Raw genomic sequence first — 14,894 nt, forward strand, 5'->3', positions numbered from 1 at the left:
CGTTCCTCTGCGGGGGTCGGCCTTCTGCCGGCGGCGGCGCCGCGTCGAGGTCACGGCGCGCGCTCGATCAGCCTCCCGTCGCTCAGCTCCAGCCGCAGGTCCAGCCCGAGGCGGGCGAGGAACGCGTCGTCGTGACTGACCAGGAGCACCGCCCCGCGGTACGCCTGGAGGGCCGACACCACCTGGTCGACCGTGTCGAGATCGAGGTTGTTGGTCGGCTCGTCGAGCACGAGGAGCTGCGGCGGCGGATCCGCCAGCAGCACGCGGGCGAGCGCGACGCGGAATCGCTCGCCGCCGGAGAGCGAGCCGACGGGGCGGGTGACCGCGTCGCCGCGGACGAGGAAGCGGGCGAGCCGGTCGCGGACCGCGGGGACGGGAACGCCCGGCGCCGCCGCGCAGACGGCGTCGAGGACGGAGGCGGCGTCGTCGAGGTCGTCGAGACGCTGGGGGAGATATCCGACGTGTTCCACGCTCGCCCGGGCGCGGACCGCTCCCGCCGCCTCCGCGCCGCGCACGACGCTTTCGAGCAGCGTCGTCTTCCCCGCGCCGTTGCGCCCCACCAGGGCGACCCGCTCGCGGCCGGTGACGATCCATTCGCGTTCGCCATCCCCCAGGGAGAGGACGCGCCGACCGGGCGCGTTGCCCGGATCGGGCAGGTCGATGCGCACCACGTCGTCGTCGCGGACGCGGGCCGACGCCTCGTCCAGCGCCGCGCGCGCGGCATCCTCGTTCCCCCTCATCTCGGTGCTCAATCGGCCCGCGCTCACCTGCGCCGCGTTGGCCCGTCCTCCCGCGATGATCTTCGGAACCCGCTTCTCGACCTGCGCCTTGTGCGCGACGCGGGCGCGGGCGGCGAGCTTGTCGTTCGACTCGATGCGTTGTCGTCGCTCGCGTCGAAGACTCTGCGCGGCGTCGCGCTCGGCGCGCACGGCGGCCTCCTGTTCGGCGTCGCGGTGCGCTCTCCAGACGCTGTACGGACCGCCGACGACGCTCAGACTGCGGCCGTAGAGCTCGGCGGTGGCATCCATCAGCTCGAGCAGGCCCACGTCGTGACTCACCACGACGAGCGTGCCCGGCCAGGCGCGGACGAGCTCTCCCACCCGCGCACGCGCCTCGCGGTCGAGGTCGTTGGTCGGCTCGTCGAGCAGCGTGATGTCGGCCGCGCGGGCGCGCAGGCCCACGAGCGCCGCCAGCATCGTCTCGCCGCCGGAGAGCTCGCCGACGGTCCGATCCAGCGCATCGGATGCCAAGCCGACCTCGGCGAGGAGGGTGTGGGCGCGCGCCTCGACGTCCCAGTCGTCGCCGACGGCGTCGAAATGATGCGGAGCCACATCGCCCGACTCGATCGCGCGAAGGGCGGTCAGCGCCGTCTCCACGCCGAGGAGCCAGGAGACCGGACGGCGGGGATCGGCCGCGAGACGCTGGGGAAGCATCGCCACCTCACCGGATGCCGAGACCGTCCCGGACGAGGGGGTGAGACGCCCCGCCGCCACGCGGAGGAGCGTGGACTTGCCGGCGCCGTTATGGCCGACGAGACCGGTGCGGCCGGTGCCGATGGCGCCGGAGACGCCGTCGAGGGCGACGGCGCCGTCCGGCCAGACGACGCGGACGCGGTCGAAGACGAGAGAAGGGGAAAGGGAAGGCATGACGGGACTCCGGGGACGCGGGATGCGCGGACACCGGACCCGTCCGCATCAGCGGAGGGCGGCCGAGAAACGGCGGGTCGACGGGTCAGCGCGCGGACAGGGGCGCGGAAGCGTCGACGTTCTTCACCGGAGGAGACCTCGTTCTCGGGGACAGGGTTGTCCACGATAGTCGCTCGGTCTCCTTCTTCTCAACCCTCGGATGCCGCGGACCCCGCCGCCAGCCGCGCGTCGAGGAACGCGCGCACGTCGGCGAGCTCCTCCTCGGACACCGAGTGCGTCAGGCCCGGGTACACGCGGCCGGTCAACTCGCTGTGGGCGGGCAGCCACTGCGCCGTCATGTCGACGAGAGCGGGCGGGATGACGTCGTCGCGCGACCCGCGGCCCCAGAAGACCGGCGGTCGGCGCTCGGCCAGCACCGCGTCGCCGGGCAGTTCGCCGCCCGCGGCGTACCCGGCGAGCACCACCGCGAACGACACGGCCTCCGGAGCGACCCGCAGGGTCTGGATCGCGACCGCGCCGCCCTGCGAGAAGCCGAGGAGTCCGACGGGACGGTCGCCGAGATGCTCGGCGATCCACGCCAGGAGCGACTCTGCGGCGAGTGTGACCGCGACGGGATCGCGGCCGTTCAGCCCCTCGATCGGGTACCACGACGCCCCCGGCGTCGGCCACGGAGGCGTCAGGGGTGCGCGGACGCTCGCGACCGCGAAATCGTCCGGCAGGTAGGGCACGAGGCCGAACAGGTCGTGCTCGTCGGCCGCGTAGCCGTGCAGCAGGAGCAGCACGGGGCGCTCGCCGATGTCGGCCGGTGGCACGGACCAGCGGACGACGGACGGGTCGAGGATCGGGCGCTCGCTCATGCGGCCATTGTGGCAAACGCCTCCGACACGGGCTCCGCCCGCCCGCGCGCGGCGGCATGGCGTCGCCTCCCGCGTAGGCAACGCCGCGGACCGTTGATATACAGGGAGCATGCCCGTGCGCACACCCGACCCCGATCCCGGCGACAACGGCGACGAGCGCGAGCCGCTCTCGACGCCCTTCTCGGGTGCTCCCTCAGGCTCCGGTCCCAACACGAACCCGGCGTGGCTGAGCGAGGTCGAGCTCGCCGAGGCGCGGCGGCGACTGCCGATGCTGTACGTCGAGGCACTGCCGGTGCGGACCGACGGCATGGGGGCGGTGACCCAGGTCGGCATCCTGCTGCGGGCCACCCCGCTCGGCGAGATGACGCGCACGCTGGTGTCCGGCCGCGTGCGCTACGGCGAGACGGTGCGCGACGCGCTGTTCCGTCACGTCGAGAACGACCTGGGCCCGATGGCCTTCCCCCTCCTTCCGCCGCAGCCGGCGCCCTTCACGGTCGCCGAGTACTTCCCGCTCCCCGGCATGAGCGCCTTCCACGACGACCGCCAGCACGCGGTGTCGCTGGCGTACGTCGTGCCCGTCACGGGAACGTGCGAACCGCGGCAGGACGCGCTCGAAGTCACGTGGCTCTCGCCCGAGGAGGCGGCATCCGATGCCCTCTCCGCCGAGATGGAGGGCGGGCGGGGCACGCTGATCCGGCTCGGTCTGGCGTCGGTGGGCGCGCTGCGCTGACCCTCGCGAGAACCGGATGCCGATGGACACCTCCCTCGTCGATCTCGCGATCGCGCTGCCCGTCGTGCTGGCGTTGGCCGCGCTCATCGCCCTCCTGCTGCGTCGCGTGTTCGGCCCCGCGCGGTCGCTGAGCATGCCGACCATGACGGTCATCGGCGTGCTGGGCGTGAGCGTCGGACTGCTGCTGTCGGCATGGGTCGGCGGGGCGGCGCGCCTGTGGGTGCCCACGACGATCCTGTTCTCGGTCGGGGCGAGCCTCGGGCTCTCGGCGGTCGTCGCGGCGGTGGTCGCCGCCGCTCGCCGCGACGGCGGCGACATCGACGTCACGGCCGTGCTGCGGGCGGGCGAGTCCGACCGCGTGGAATTCAAGGAGACCGCGCGCTGGAACGTCCGCGAGAACCGCAAGGACGCGCGCATGGAGATCGCGATCGCGAAATCCGTCGCGGCGTTCCTGAACTCGCGCGGCGGAACGCTGGTGATCGGTGCGGACGACGCCGGCACGGCGATCGGACTCGACCGCGATCTCGCGACCCTGCGCACGCCCGACCACGATCGGTTCGAGCTCTGGCTGCGCGACATGCTCTCGACCGCCCTCGGCCGCAACGCCGCAGCTCAACCGCGGATCGTCTTCGCGACTCCCGGGCCGGAGCTTCCCGCGGTGTGCGTCGTCGTGTGCCGTCCGGCACCCCGACCGGTGTTCCTCACGCAGCCCAAGGACGGCGGATCGACCACCGATCTCTGGGTGCGCGTGGGGAACTCCAGCCGGGCGCTCGGCGTCGACGAGGCTGTCGAGTACGTGGCCCGGCACTGGCGGCCCTCGCCGTCGACGTTCGTGCTCGGCCGCCCGTCCGCGCGCTGAGCGGCCGCCGGGGGTCGGGTGTCGGGTGTCAGCGCGCGGTCTCGCGCGCGATCGCGGCGACGAACGCGTCGATGTCGGACTCGGTGGTGTCGAACGAGCACATCCAGCGGACCTCGCGGCGCGCCTCGTCCCAGTCGTAGAAGCGGAAGCTCTCGCGCAGGCGATCGGCGACGCCCTCGGGCAGGATCGCGAAGACGCCGTTCGCCTGCGTCGGCTGCGTGAACTCCACGCCCTGGATCGACCCGTCGGCGATCCCCGCTTCGACGCCGGCGCGCAGCCGCTGGGCCATGGCGTTGGAGTGCCGCGCGTTGCGCAGCCACAGGTCGTTCTCGAGCAGGGCGACCAGTTGCGCCGACACGAAGCGCATCTTGCTCGAGAGCTGCATGTCGAGCTTTCGCAGGTAGGTGAGCCCGGTGGATGCCGCAGGGTCGAGCACCACGATCGCCTCGCCGATCATCGCGCCGTTCTTCGTGCCGCCGAAGCTCAGGACGTCGACACCGGCGTCGCGGGTGAAGGCCCGCAGCGGCAGGTCGAGGGCTGCGGCGGCGTTCGAGATGCGGGCGCCGTCCATGTGCAGGCGCATGCCGCGAGCGTGCGCGTGGTCGGCGAGGGCGCGGATCTCGTCGGGCGTGTACAGGGTGCCGAGCTCGGTCGACTGCGTGATCGAGACGACCAGCGGCTGCGCGCGGTGCTCGTCGCCCCAGCCCCAGGCTTCGCGGTCGACGAGCTCGGGCGTGAGCTTGCCGTCGTCGGTGGGGACGGTCAGGAGCTTGATGCCGCCGACGCGCTCGGGTGCACCGCCCTCGTCGACGTTGATGTGCGCGGTGGATGCCGAGATCACGGCGCCCCAGCGGGGGAGCATCGACTGCAGCCCGACGACGTTGGCTCCGGTGCCGTTGAAGACGGGGTAGGCCTCGACGCCGTCGCCGAGCAGGCCGGCGAAGAGCTCCTGCAGTCGCGCGGTGTAGACGTCCTCGCCGTAGGCGACCTGGTGGCCCTCGTTCGCCGAGGCGATGGCCGCCAGCACGTCGGGGTGGATGCCGGAGTAGTTGTCGGACGCGAAGCCGCGGACGGCGGTGTCATGCAGGGGGGTCACCCCTCCAGCGTAGTCATCGCGGATGCCGTCCACGCCGGGGCCCTGGCCGATGTCGGAGGGGGTGGCTAACGTGTGCCGCATGACCGAGACGCCCCCGCCCGCCCCCGCCGTCACGGCGCACGGCGCCGCGAGTCGTCGCGCCTTCCTCGGTGTTCTCGTGAACACGGCGGCGGCCAACGTCACCACGAGCTACCTCTGGTTCGCGCTGACCTTCTGGGTGTACCTCGAGACGCGGTCGGTGCTCGCGACGGGCATCATCGGCGGCGCGTACATGCTGCTGCTGGCGGTCTTCGCGATGCTCTTCGGCACCATCGTCGACCGGCACCGCAAGCACCGCGTCATGGTGGTGTCGGGGGTCGTCACGCTTGTGGCCTTCCTCATCGCGGGGGCGCTCTGGCTCGCCTTCCCCGAGCGGGCGCTGCTCGATCTCGGCGGCCCCTGGTTCTGGGTCTTCTCCGGGGTCGTGCTCGGCGGGGCCGTCATCGAGAACATGCGCAACATCGCGCTGTCGACGACCGTGACCCTTCTCATCCCCGAAGACCGTCGCGCCAACGCCAACGGTCTCGTCGGCACGGTGCAGGGGTTGTCGTTCGTGGTGACGAGCGTGTTCAGCGGGCTGTCGGTCGGGCAGCTGGGTATGGGGTGGACGCTCGCGATCGCGATCGTCCTCACCCTGGCCGCCCTCGTGCACCTGCTCACGATCCGGATCCCCGAGGCGCGCCCCGAGCCCGCGGGCGAGCGCGCTCCCGCGGTCGACGTCCGCGGTGCGATCCGGGCTGTCCGGGCGTCCCCGGGTCTGTTCGCGCTCCTGATCTTCTCGACGTTCAACAACCTCATCGGCGGCGTCTACCTCGCCCTCATGGACCCGTACGGCCTCCAGCTCTTCACGGTCGAGGGCTGGGGTCTGATCCTCGGCGTCACCGCCACCGGCTTCATCATCGGCGGCGCGCTCGTGGCGAAGTTCGGGCTCGGGCGGAACCCCATCCGCACCATGCTCCTCATCGTGATCGCCATGGGCGTCCTGGGGGCGGCGTTCACGCTCCGCGACTGGTGGTGGCTGTACGTCGCCGGCATCTGGGTGTACATGGCGCTCATCCCCGCGGTCGAGGCCGCCGAGCAGACCGTGATCCAGAAGGTCGTCCCGTTCGAGACGCAAGGGCGCGTCTTCGGTTTCGCCGCCGCGTTCGAGTCGGCGTCGGCCCCGATCACGGCGTTCCTCATCGCCCCGATCGCCCAGTTCGTGATCATCCCCTACATGGATGCCGCCGAGGGCAAGGCGACGTGGGGATGGCTCCTCGGCGACGGCATCGGGCGGGGGATCGCGCTCGTGTTCTTCTTCGCGGGGCTGGTGATGGTGGTCGTCGGCGCGGCGGCCTTCCTCACCCGCTCGTATCGCGTGCTGTCCCGGCAGTACCAGGCGATGCCGACCGACGACGCCTCCGGCGCGGACGATGCTCCCGGGCCGGAGGACGAGGCGTCGTCGCTCGCCGCGCGGGCGGGCGGGATTCCGGATGCCGCGGTGCCGGCTCCCCGCGACCGCCCCGCTGCGCCGGGCGACCGAGACGGCTGAGCCCGGCCCGCGCGGCCTCAGGCTCCCGCGAGCTCGATCGTCACGTCGTTGACGTCCTCCGCGGGGTCTCCCCACAGCCCGAGGAAGGCGAGAGCGAGCGCGTCCTCGAGTCCCGCCAGGCTCTTCACGCGGAACACCACGGCGGCCGCGGAAGGGTCCGCTCCGGCGTCCCGGGCGGCTTTCGCGAAGCCCTGGGCGACGGCCCGCGTCCACGCCTCGCTCGCGGCCTTCACCGCGGCGTAGTTCGCGCCGCCCGCGAGGGGCCGTGCGACCGAGGTCGACGACACGATCGCCAGGCGGCCGGCATCGGATGCGCGGAGGTCGTCGTCGAACGCGCGGGTGACGTTCCGCAGTGCCGTGAAGGACCGCAGCAGGAAGGCGAAGTCCTCGTCGCTCTGACCGGCGAGACCTCCGCCGCCGCGCCACCCCCCGACCAGGTGGAGGATGCCGTCGACCCCGCCGTGCGCGGCGTGCACGCGGTCGCGGAGTGCCGCCACGGCATCCGGATCGGTGAGGTCGCACTGCTCGGTGACCACGCCGTCGATCTCGGCGGCGACGGATGCCAGTCGCCCAGCGTCCGAGCCGACGACGACGGCCGTGGCCCCCGCCGCCCGCAGCGCGCGGGCGACGCTGCGGCCGGCCGCGCTCGTTCCGCCGGCGAGCAGCACCGTCCGGCCCTCGATACCCGTGTCCATGCCGTCTCCTCCGTGGATCGGTCCGGTCGACGTCGGCCGCGGCGACGTACCGTCGTGGGGACATCGTGTCCGACACCCCGCCTTCACCGCCACCCCCGCGGAGTGCGGGCCGGACCGGGTGTCGGCTCAGTCGCGCCCGGTGATGCCCTCGGTCGAGGCGATGACGGGGCGCATCTTCTTCTCCAGCGCTTCGAAGAACATCGACAGCGGGAACTCGTCGTCCAGCACCGCGTCGGTGTACCCCTTCGGGAGCCCCGCGAGCACGTCGTCCGACAGTCCGCGCGCCCACACCGAGGCGGGGTGCGGCGTGACGACCGAACGGACGAGGTCGTACGCGGCCAGCCAGTGCGCCGTCTTCGGGCGGTCGATCGACCGCCAGTACAGCTCGTCGATCGCGTCGGCGAGGGCCACGACGGCGGCGGGCACCTCGTCCCAGTCGAAGGCCAGCGACGTGTCGGTCCAGTGCAGCACGCGGCGCTGGTGCAGCCACGCGAACAGCAGCTGGCCGCCGAGCCCGTCGTAGTTGCGCACGCGCGAGCCGGTGATGGCGAAGCGGAAGATGCGGTCGAAGATCACCGCGTACTGCACGAGCTCGGCGTGCTCGAGCATCGCCTGCTCGGCGGCATCCAGGTCGTCCCGCGCCGACAGGCGCTTGTGGATCTCGACGCACTCGCGGAACGCGGTGAGATCGCAGCGCAGCTCCTCGAGCGAGTAGAGGAAGAACGGCATCCGCTGCTTGATCATGAACGGGTCGAACGGGAGGTCGCCCCGCATGTGCGTGCGGTCGTGGATGATGTCCCACATCACGAACGTCTGCTCGGTGAGGGACTGGTCGTCGAGCATGCGGGCGGCAGCGGCCGGGAGCTCGAGCTTGGTGATCTCGGCGGCCGCGCGCGTCACACGGCGGTAGCGGGCGGCCTCGCGGTCCTGGAAGATCGCTCCCCAGGTGAACGTGGGCACCTCGCGCATCGCGACGGTCTCGGGGAAGAGCACCGCGGAGTTCGTGTCGTACCCGGGCGTGAAGTCGACCAGGCGCAGCGAGACGAACAGGCCGTTGGTGTACTCGGTCTCGAGCCGCGCGATGAACTCGGGCCAGATGACCTCGACGAGGACGGCCTCGACGTGCCGGTCGCGCGACCCGTTCTGGGTGTACATGGGGAACACGACGAGGTGGCGGATGCCGTCGACCCGGTGCTGCTGGGGCTGGAAGGCGACGAGGGAGTCGAGGAAGTCGGGCACTCCGAAGCCGGCGTCCTTCCACCGGTCGAAGTCCACCACGACGGCGCGGAGGTAGGCGTCGTCATAGGGGAAGAGCGGGGTCAGGGCGGCGATCGCGTCCACGATGTCGGCCACCAGTGCGGCGGCGCGGGGGTGGTCGGCGGCCTCGGGGATGGAGCCGTCCGAGGCCTGCAGGGTCTGCAGTTCGACCGCTGCGTCCTTCAGCAGGGTCCACGCCGGAGTGCGCTCGACATCGGCCACACCGTGCCCGTCGAGCAGGTCGTGAGCGGAACGCGCGGGCGTTGCGAGGGACATGGTGGCCTCCGATCGGCAGTACGGGAAATATTCCTGTCAAAACGTCATGCTAACGGAAAACTTACGTGACTCGCACGGGGAGGGGCGCGGCATCCGCTACTCTCGGCCCATGTCCGATGGTTCCGTTCGCCGTGTCCGGCTCGATGACACCGTCGATGCGGCCATCGTGCGGGAGATCTCCCTCGACGCGCGAGCGACGCTCGCGCACCTCTCCGAGAAGGTAGGCCTGTCCGTGTCGGCCGTGCAGTCGCGTCTGCGTCGGCTGGAGGCGCGGGGGATCGTCCGCGGCTATCGCCCCGTGCTCGACGCGGAGGCCCTCGGTCGCCCGCTCGCCGCATTCGTCGAGATCACCCCGCTGGACCCCGCGCAACCCGACAACGCCCCCGACCTGCTCGCGCACCTGAGCGCCATCGAGGCGTGCCACTCGGTCGCCGGCGACGCCGCGTACATGCTGTTCGTCCGCGTCCCCACGCCGCGCGACCTCGAGACCCTCATCCGCGACATCCGTGCGGCCGCTCAGGTCAACACCCGCACCACGATCGTGCTGCAGACCTTCTTCGAGGCGCGCCCCATCGAACCCGCCGACTTCCCCGCCTGACCCGGCGCGCGTGCGCGTGCGCTTGCGCCTGCCGCTGTTGAGTGTCCAAGACACGCCGATAGGGCTCGCCCGGGTCCGCGTGTCTTGGACACTCCACGTGAGGCCGGCGCCCCGGGGCGAGGGCACCGAACGCCAGGAGGGGTTCGCGGATGCCGAGAGGCGCCTGCCGCACCGTGCGTGAATACATCTGCGGACGGATGCCACGGCGCCACGCGCCGCGTAGCGTGACAGGGATGCGCATCGCCCTGCGTCCCCTCCTCCGATACCAGCTGGTCGTCGACCTCGTCGCGGCCGGTCTCTTCGGGCTGCTCTCGTTCGTGATCGAGCTCGAGCCGGGCGACGTGGTCGGCAACCTCGGTGCGCTCGTGGTGGTGGTGCTCTTCTCGGCCGCCTTCGCCTTCCGTCGTCTGCAGCCGGGAGTGGCGCTGGCCCTCGCCTGGGTGGCGGCCGTCGTGCAGATGGCGTTGCTGCGCTCCCCGACCACCACGGACTTCGCCGTCTTCGTGGTCCTCTACGCCGTAGCCGCCTACGGCAGCCGACGCGCGTACTGGGCGGGCTTCATCTCGACGTTCGTGGGCGCAGCGACCGTGACCGGCTACCTGATCGTGCGGGGCGGGCAGGAGATCTTCCACCCCGAGAACGTGCTCGCCGTGCTCGCCGTGCTGCTGACGTCGGGCTTCGCCTTCCTGCTGAGCTGGGGGTCGGGCGCCCTCGTGCGCACCACGCGCCGCGCGGCCGAGAACGCGGCGGCGCAGCGTGCGGCCGAGGAGGCCACGATCGCCGAGCAGGAGCGCGTGCGCATCGCGCGCGACATGCACGACGTCGTCGCGCACTCGCTCGCGGTGGTGATCGCCCAGGCCGACGGGGCGCGCTACGCCGCCGGTCAGAACCCCGCCGCGGCCGCCGACGCGCTGGCCACGATCTCGTCCACCGCCCGTGCGGCCCTGTCCGACGTCCGGCTCCTCCTCCAGCAACTCCGGCACAGTCAGGCGGACGGGCCGCAGCCCACGCTCGCCGACATCGAGACCCTCGCCGCGCAGATGCGGGCGGCCGGCGTCGACCTCGAGACCACCGTCGACCCCGCTCCGCCCGCCGACCCGCCCGCCGCCGTCCAGCTCGCGCTCTACCGCATCCTCCAGGAGGCGCTCACCAACGCGCTCCGGCACGGAGCCGACCCGCGCGTGACGGTGCGCTTCGCGTGGCATCCGGACCGCGTCGAGATGACGGTGCGCAACCGCCGGGCCGTCGGCATCGCCGCGTCCGCGGGCGGGCACGGGATCATCGGCATGCGCGAGCGCGCGCAGCTCGCCGGGGGAACCCTGTCGGCGCAGCCCGAAGCGGACGCGTTCGTCGTCCGTGCGACGCTTCCGGTCGGCGCCCCCGCGCCGGGAAAGGAGTCGACCCCATGACCTCCCCGATCCGCCTCGTGCTCGTGGACGACCAGGCGCTGTTCCGCGCCGGCATCCGGATGGTGCTGGATTCGCAACCCGACCTCGAGGTCGTGGGCGAGGCGTCCGACGGCCGCGAAGGCATCGACGTCGTGCGGGCGACGCGTCCCGACATCGTGCTGATGGATGTCCGGATGCCGGTGATGGACGGGCTGGCCGCGACGACCGAGATCCTGCGCGACCCCGACGCCCCGCGGATCGTGGTGCTGACGACGTTCGACCTCGACGAGGCCGCGGCCCGGGCGATCCAGCACGGGGCGAGCGGTTTCCTGCTGAAGGACTCCGATCCGGAGTTCCTCCTCTCGGCGGTGCGCACGGTGCACGCCGGATCCGCGGTGATCGCCGCGCAGGCGACCCGCGACCTGTTCGCCCACATCGCCCAGGGCGGGGCGACCGACCCGGTGCCGTCGAGCTACGGGGCCCTCACCGAACGGGAGCGCGAGATCTTCGCCCTCGCCGCGGCGGGCCTGAGCAACGCCGAGATCGCCGCGCGCGAGTTCCTCTCGGAGGCGACGGTGAAGACGCACGTGAGCCGCATCCTCACCAAGCTCGCGCTCCGCGATCGGGTGCAACTCGTCGTGTTCGCCTACCGGCACGGGCTGGTCTGAGCGCGACTCAGTCCTCGTGAAGCTCCGGGTCGTGCGCCCAGGTGGGGGCGAGCGCGCGGATGCGCGCCGCGCGCCACTGCCACATCGCCCAGAGGCCGGGCCACAGGGCGGGCGCGGCGGCACCGCCGATCGTGAGGCGCTCGCGCCACAGCGTCCGGTTCGGGTCGCCGGGCACGGCCGAGACCGCCATCTGGTGGTCCCAGACGTCCAGCGCCGCGAGCGGACCCGTGAGGGGCACACCCCAGTCGCGGAACACTCGCACGCGGCCGTTGCCGTCGGACGTCTCGCGGTCGGCGACCGAGATCAATTGGCGCCCCACGGGGAAGACACCCGCCGCACGCATCTGCACCGGGACGTCGTCACCCGAGGCGAACGACGTCGGAGTCTCCTCGAGCGGCTCGACGTCGAGGAGGGGTCCGTACAGCTCCGCGACGGCGCGCGGGGAGTGCAGGGCCCGCCAGGCGGCATCCGGATCGCAGTCGATCTCGAACTTCAGCAGAATGCGCATGCTCGCATTGTGCCAACTCTCCGCGGGGAACGCGGTCGGGTTGACGAGCCGGGCGACTCCCGACGCCCGTCGTAGGCTCGAGGGATGCCGAACACCCCCGCCGCTCTCTCGCAGGTCGACTACCAGGTGCGCCTGGAGTGGGGCGAGGCGGGGCTCGGACGCGTGGCTCCGGCGCACGTCGTCGTGGTGGTGCAGACGCTGGGACTGACCGCGCAGGCGCTCGCGGCCGCTGAGAGCGGGGAAGCCGCTCCCGCACAGGCCGGCGCCGCCGACCGCATCGCGCTCGCCGCCGAGCGGGAGGGCGCGCACGTCGTGGCCGGGGGGATCCGCAACGCCGCCGCCGTCGCCGCGCACGTGCTGGAGGTGCAGCGCTCGCGCGGCGACCGCACGAGCATCGTGATCATCGCGGTCGGCGACGACGACGAGTCGGGCCCGCGGTTCGCCGTGGAGGATCTCCTCGGTGCCGGCGCCGTCGTGGCGGCGCTCGGCGACCTCGGAATCGACCATGCCTCGCCGGACGCGGCCGTCGCCGGCGAGGGGTTCCGGGCGCTCCGCGGGGCCGTGCGGCACCTGCTCACCGCCAGCGGCACCGGCCGGCTGCGCGCGGACGCGGGCGAGCGCGACCTCGTCCTCGCCGCGGCCGAGCGCGACGCGGCATCCGTGGTCCCCGTGCTGCGCGACGGGGCTTTCACCGCCGCCTGAAACGGTGCCGGACGCGGCTCAGCGCGGCGTCGCCGCGGCCAGCCGCGTCGCGGGGGTGATCTCGCGATGCACCCACGTCAGCGCGAAGCGCGGGTCGAAATACGGTGCGCACTTGGCGCACGAGGTGGGACGCGTCGCCCGGCGGTGCCGGTAGGCGACGTGACCGGACGGGCACGTGCCCACCCACGGGGCCAGCTCGGTGGCCGTCTCGCCGGCGTGGGTCGTGCCGCCGACGTACCCGAGCTCGCGCGCCGCCCTCTTCCACACCGGACCATGCCCGGCCGCGGCTCCCGCGAGCGCGTGGGCGACCTCGTGCAGGAGCGTCTGGTGGTTGGTGTCATCGTCGTACCGCGCCGTGAGGTAGCGCGAGACGCTGATGCGGCGACGGCCGTAGTCGCAGAGGCCCGCGCGCCGCTTGGCGTTGTCGAAGGCGAACGACCACGACTCGTCGAGGTGCAGAGCGATCAGGGCCTCTGCCCACACGCGCACACGCTGCAGATCGGACATGAGGGGAATCGTAGAGAGGGGCTCCGACGTCAGCTCGCCACGACCGCGCGGGCCCGTCGCCGGTCGGCGGCGTCGATCGCCAGCAGCGTCGACTCGAGCTCGGCGTCGCCGGCTCCCGCGTTCTGGCGGAGGAACAGCGCGCGCTTGAAGTCGCGACGGGCCGACTCGAAGTCGCCCTCGTCGTAGTGGACCTTGCCGCGGTGCTGCAGGGCGAACGCGGCGATGCCGGACCACCCCTGCCCCTCGGCCTCTTCGGCGCACGCGGTGAGCTCCTGCTCGGCCGCGGCGAACGCGCCCCGGCACTGCTGGATCGTCGCGTGCAGGATGCGCGCGCGCAGCAGGTCGCGGCGGGTTCCGGCCATCCGCGCCACGCGCACCGACTGCTCGGACACCGTCAGCGCCTCGTCGAACCGGTCGAGCACCTTCAGGAGCCAGGTGCGCTCGAGGAGGGCGGGGAGGCTGCGCTGCGAACCGATCTCCTCGAGTCGTTCCGCGCACTCGCGAGAGTCGGTGATCTCGCGCAATGTGTCGGGGTCGTACCCGTGGATGTAGCTCACCGTCGCTCCTCTCGAATGGCCGATGGTCTCCAGTCTGCGGTGCGTCGGCGGCCGGAGCCGCATCGCCACACCGTCCGGCCGCGAACAGGTCATGACCTCGGGGCTCACCGGTCGAAGATGGATGCCGAGGGCTTCGGTGACGGTGTCGCGTCGGCATCCGTCGCCGGACGCGCGCCGCGGATGAACTCGTCGATCTCGCCGCCCTGGGCGACCTTCGCGGGGTGGGGCCCGGCGGCCATCAGACGCGGCAACCACTCGACCGGGAGGGGTGCGGCGGAGGCCGCCACGACGAGGTTCCCGAACCGTCGGCCCTTGAGAACCTGCACCTCGGCGAGGACGATGACCTCGGGCAGCACCTCGCGCACGGTCGCGACCTGACGCCGCGCGAACGCGAGCCCCGGTCCGTCGGAGACGTTGACGAGCAGGACGCCGTCGGGTGCGAGGAGGGACGCAGCATCCCGGTAGAACTCCACCGTGGTCAGGTGCGCGGGGGTCTGCGCGCCGGAGTAGACGTCGCTGACCAGCAGGTCGACGGCGCCGTGCAGGCCCGCGGGCAGGCGGCCCAGGCCCGCGCGGGCATCGCAGATGCGGACGCGGATCGCCGCCCCGCGGGGAAGGGGGAGGTTATCGCGCACCAGGTCCCACAGCGCCGGCTCCAACTCGATGACCTGTTGCCGTGATCCGGGTCGGGTGGCCTCGACGTAGCGGGGGAGCGTCAGGGCGCCCGCGCCGAGGTGGACCGCGGTCAGCGGCTGTCCCGGCATCCGGAGTCTGTCGATGACCGCGCCCATGCGCGCGACGTACTCGAAGTGCAGGTGCGTGGGGTCTTCCAGGTCGACGTGCGACTGCGGGGTGCCGTCGACGACGAGCTCCGACCCCGACACGTAGGTGGACGCGGTCACCCGCGCAATCGCCCCGTCGGACAGTCGCGCCGTCGGCGCATCGTCCGGTTCCACCCGCATCCGTGCCATGTCTCCACG

16 protein-coding genes are annotated in these 14,894 nt (G+C 72.5%); 7 read left to right on the plus strand and 9 right to left on the minus strand.

Going from position 1 to position 14,894, the window contains the following annotated elements:
* Window positions 1-50: 50 nt before the first annotated feature.
* Entirely contained in the window at window positions 51-1,646 is a 1,596-nt protein-coding gene (locus tag QM517_RS10900; RefSeq protein ID WP_283287390.1) for an ABC-F family ATP-binding cassette domain-containing protein, read from the minus strand.
* Window positions 1,647-1,834: 188 nt separating this feature from the next.
* Window positions 1,835-2,503, minus strand: a complete 669-nt coding sequence (locus QM517_RS10905; RefSeq protein WP_077050732.1) for an alpha/beta hydrolase — start codon at window positions 2,501-2,503, stop codon at window positions 1,835-1,837.
* Between the two features lie 109 nt (window positions 2,504-2,612).
* On the opposite strand from QM517_RS10905, the gene QM517_RS10910 reads away from it, so the two are divergent.
* Window positions 2,613-3,233: an NUDIX hydrolase family protein gene (locus tag QM517_RS10910; RefSeq protein WP_077050731.1), complete on the plus strand. Its 621-nt coding sequence runs from the start codon at window positions 2,613-2,615 to the stop codon at window positions 3,231-3,233.
* A gap of 22 nt (window positions 3,234-3,255) precedes the next feature.
* Window positions 3,256-4,092, plus strand: a complete 837-nt coding sequence (locus QM517_RS10915; RefSeq protein ID WP_283287393.1) for an AlbA family DNA-binding domain-containing protein — start codon at window positions 3,256-3,258, stop codon at window positions 4,090-4,092.
* Between the two features lie 28 nt (window positions 4,093-4,120).
* On the opposite strand, the gene QM517_RS10920 is transcribed toward QM517_RS10915, so the two are convergent.
* Window positions 4,121-5,188: a threonine aldolase family protein gene (locus QM517_RS10920; protein ID WP_077050729.1), complete on the minus strand. Its 1,068-nt coding sequence runs from the start codon at window positions 5,186-5,188 to the stop codon at window positions 4,121-4,123.
* Window positions 5,189-5,267: 79 nt separating this feature from the next.
* Between QM517_RS10920 and QM517_RS10925 the strand changes: the two genes are divergently transcribed.
* Window positions 5,268-6,758 (plus strand): MFS transporter, encoded by a 1,491-nt coding sequence (locus tag QM517_RS10925; protein WP_283287396.1) that lies wholly within the window; start codon window positions 5,268-5,270, stop codon window positions 6,756-6,758.
* Between the two features lie 17 nt (window positions 6,759-6,775).
* On the opposite strand, the gene QM517_RS10930 is transcribed toward QM517_RS10925, so the two are convergent.
* Both QM517_RS10930 and QM517_RS10935 read right to left on the minus strand, forming a co-directional pair.
* The gene (locus QM517_RS10930; RefSeq protein ID WP_283287398.1) at window positions 6,776-7,453 is read right to left on the minus strand and encodes an SDR family NAD(P)-dependent oxidoreductase; all 678 of its coding nucleotides are present in this window, start codon (window positions 7,451-7,453) and stop codon (window positions 6,776-6,778) included.
* 126 nt (window positions 7,454-7,579) lie between these two features.
* On the minus strand, window positions 7,580-8,986 hold the full coding sequence (locus tag QM517_RS10935; protein ID WP_283287400.1) for a DUF6421 family protein: 1,407 nt from the start codon (window positions 8,984-8,986) through the stop codon (window positions 7,580-7,582).
* Window positions 8,987-9,095: 109 nt separating this feature from the next.
* Between QM517_RS10935 and QM517_RS10940 the strand changes: the two genes are divergently transcribed.
* From QM517_RS10940 to QM517_RS10950, 3 genes are all read left to right on the plus strand, one after another.
* A complete protein-coding gene (locus QM517_RS10940) occupies window positions 9,096-9,584 on the plus strand; it encodes an Lrp/AsnC family transcriptional regulator (protein WP_283287402.1) in 489 nt (162 codons plus the stop codon).
* 233 nt (window positions 9,585-9,817) lie between these two features.
* Window positions 9,818-10,993: a sensor histidine kinase gene (locus QM517_RS10945; protein WP_283287404.1), complete on the plus strand. Its 1,176-nt coding sequence runs from the start codon at window positions 9,818-9,820 to the stop codon at window positions 10,991-10,993.
* Window positions 10,990-11,640 (plus strand): response regulator, encoded by a 651-nt coding sequence (locus QM517_RS10950; protein ID WP_283287407.1) that lies wholly within the window; start codon window positions 10,990-10,992, stop codon window positions 11,638-11,640. The genes QM517_RS10945 and QM517_RS10950 overlap by 4 nt, the downstream gene beginning before the upstream one ends.
* Window positions 11,641-11,647: 7 nt before the next feature.
* On the opposite strand, the gene QM517_RS10955 is transcribed toward QM517_RS10950, so the two are convergent.
* Complete coding sequence (locus QM517_RS10955; protein WP_283287410.1) at window positions 11,648-12,148, minus strand: hypothetical protein; 501 nt, start codon at window positions 12,146-12,148, stop codon at window positions 11,648-11,650.
* A gap of 84 nt (window positions 12,149-12,232) precedes the next feature.
* On the opposite strand from QM517_RS10955, the gene QM517_RS10960 reads away from it, so the two are divergent.
* Window positions 12,233-12,850 (plus strand): 2-phosphosulfolactate phosphatase, encoded by a 618-nt coding sequence (locus QM517_RS10960; RefSeq protein ID WP_283287412.1) that lies wholly within the window; start codon window positions 12,233-12,235, stop codon window positions 12,848-12,850.
* An 18-nt stretch (window positions 12,851-12,868) separates the two neighbouring features.
* Here the strand turns inward: QM517_RS10960 and QM517_RS10965 are convergent, their stop codons facing one another.
* The 3 genes from QM517_RS10965 to QM517_RS10975 form a co-directional block, all read right to left on the minus strand.
* Window positions 12,869-13,357 carry a SprT-like domain-containing protein gene (locus tag QM517_RS10965; protein ID WP_077050721.1) on the minus strand — a complete coding sequence of 163 codons (489 nt, stop codon included), beginning with the start codon at window positions 13,355-13,357 and terminating at the stop codon, window positions 12,869-12,871.
* Between the two features lie 29 nt (window positions 13,358-13,386).
* Window positions 13,387-13,914, minus strand: coding sequence for a hypothetical protein (locus QM517_RS10970; protein WP_077050720.1), 528 nt, complete (start codon window positions 13,912-13,914; stop codon window positions 13,387-13,389).
* Between the two features lie 104 nt (window positions 13,915-14,018).
* Window positions 14,019-14,885 carry a spermidine synthase gene (locus QM517_RS10975; RefSeq protein WP_283287415.1) on the minus strand — a complete coding sequence of 289 codons (867 nt, stop codon included), beginning with the start codon at window positions 14,883-14,885 and terminating at the stop codon, window positions 14,019-14,021.
* Window positions 14,886-14,894: the final 9 nt, after the last annotated feature.

It is taken from the genome of Microbacterium sp. IEGM 1404, from assembly GCF_030056775.1.
Taxonomy (GTDB): domain Bacteria; phylum Actinomycetota; class Actinomycetes; order Actinomycetales; family Microbacteriaceae; genus Microbacterium.

Excerpts from the sequence above, each read along its gene's own strand:
- QM517_RS10940 (WP_283287402.1), top strand. The coding sequence starts at position 9,096 with ATGTCCGATGGTTCCGTTCGCCGTGTCCGGCTCGATGACACCGTCGAT.
- QM517_RS10960 (WP_283287412.1), top strand. The coding sequence starts at position 12,233 with ATGCCGAACACCCCCGCCGCTCTCTCGCAGGTCGACTACCAGGTGCGC.
- QM517_RS10925 (WP_283287396.1), top strand. The coding sequence starts at position 5,268 with ATGACCGAGACGCCCCCGCCCGCCCCCGCCGTCACGGCGCACGGCGCC.
- QM517_RS10945 (WP_283287404.1), top strand. The coding sequence starts at position 9,818 with ATGCGCATCGCCCTGCGTCCCCTCCTCCGATACCAGCTGGTCGTCGAC.
- QM517_RS10915 (WP_283287393.1), top strand. The coding sequence starts at position 3,256 with ATGGACACCTCCCTCGTCGATCTCGCGATCGCGCTGCCCGTCGTGCTG.
- QM517_RS10975 (WP_283287415.1), bottom strand. The coding sequence starts at position 14,885 with ATGGCACGGATGCGGGTGGAACCGGACGATGCGCCGACGGCGCGACTG.
- QM517_RS10935 (WP_283287400.1), bottom strand. The coding sequence starts at position 8,986 with ATGTCCCTCGCAACGCCCGCGCGTTCCGCTCACGACCTGCTCGACGGG.
- QM517_RS10930 (WP_283287398.1), bottom strand. The coding sequence starts at position 7,453 with ATGGACACGGGTATCGAGGGCCGGACGGTGCTGCTCGCCGGCGGAACG.
- QM517_RS10905 (WP_077050732.1), bottom strand. The coding sequence starts at position 2,503 with ATGAGCGAGCGCCCGATCCTCGACCCGTCCGTCGTCCGCTGGTCCGTG.
- QM517_RS10955 (WP_283287410.1), bottom strand. The coding sequence starts at position 12,148 with ATGCGCATTCTGCTGAAGTTCGAGATCGACTGCGATCCGGATGCCGCC.
- QM517_RS10910 (WP_077050731.1), top strand. The coding sequence starts at position 2,613 with ATGCCCGTGCGCACACCCGACCCCGATCCCGGCGACAACGGCGACGAG.
- QM517_RS10950 (WP_283287407.1), top strand. The coding sequence starts at position 10,990 with ATGACCTCCCCGATCCGCCTCGTGCTCGTGGACGACCAGGCGCTGTTC.
- QM517_RS10900 (WP_283287390.1), bottom strand. The coding sequence starts at position 1,646 with ATGCCTTCCCTTTCCCCTTCTCTCGTCTTCGACCGCGTCCGCGTCGTC.
- QM517_RS10965 (WP_077050721.1), bottom strand. The coding sequence starts at position 13,357 with ATGTCCGATCTGCAGCGTGTGCGCGTGTGGGCAGAGGCCCTGATCGCT.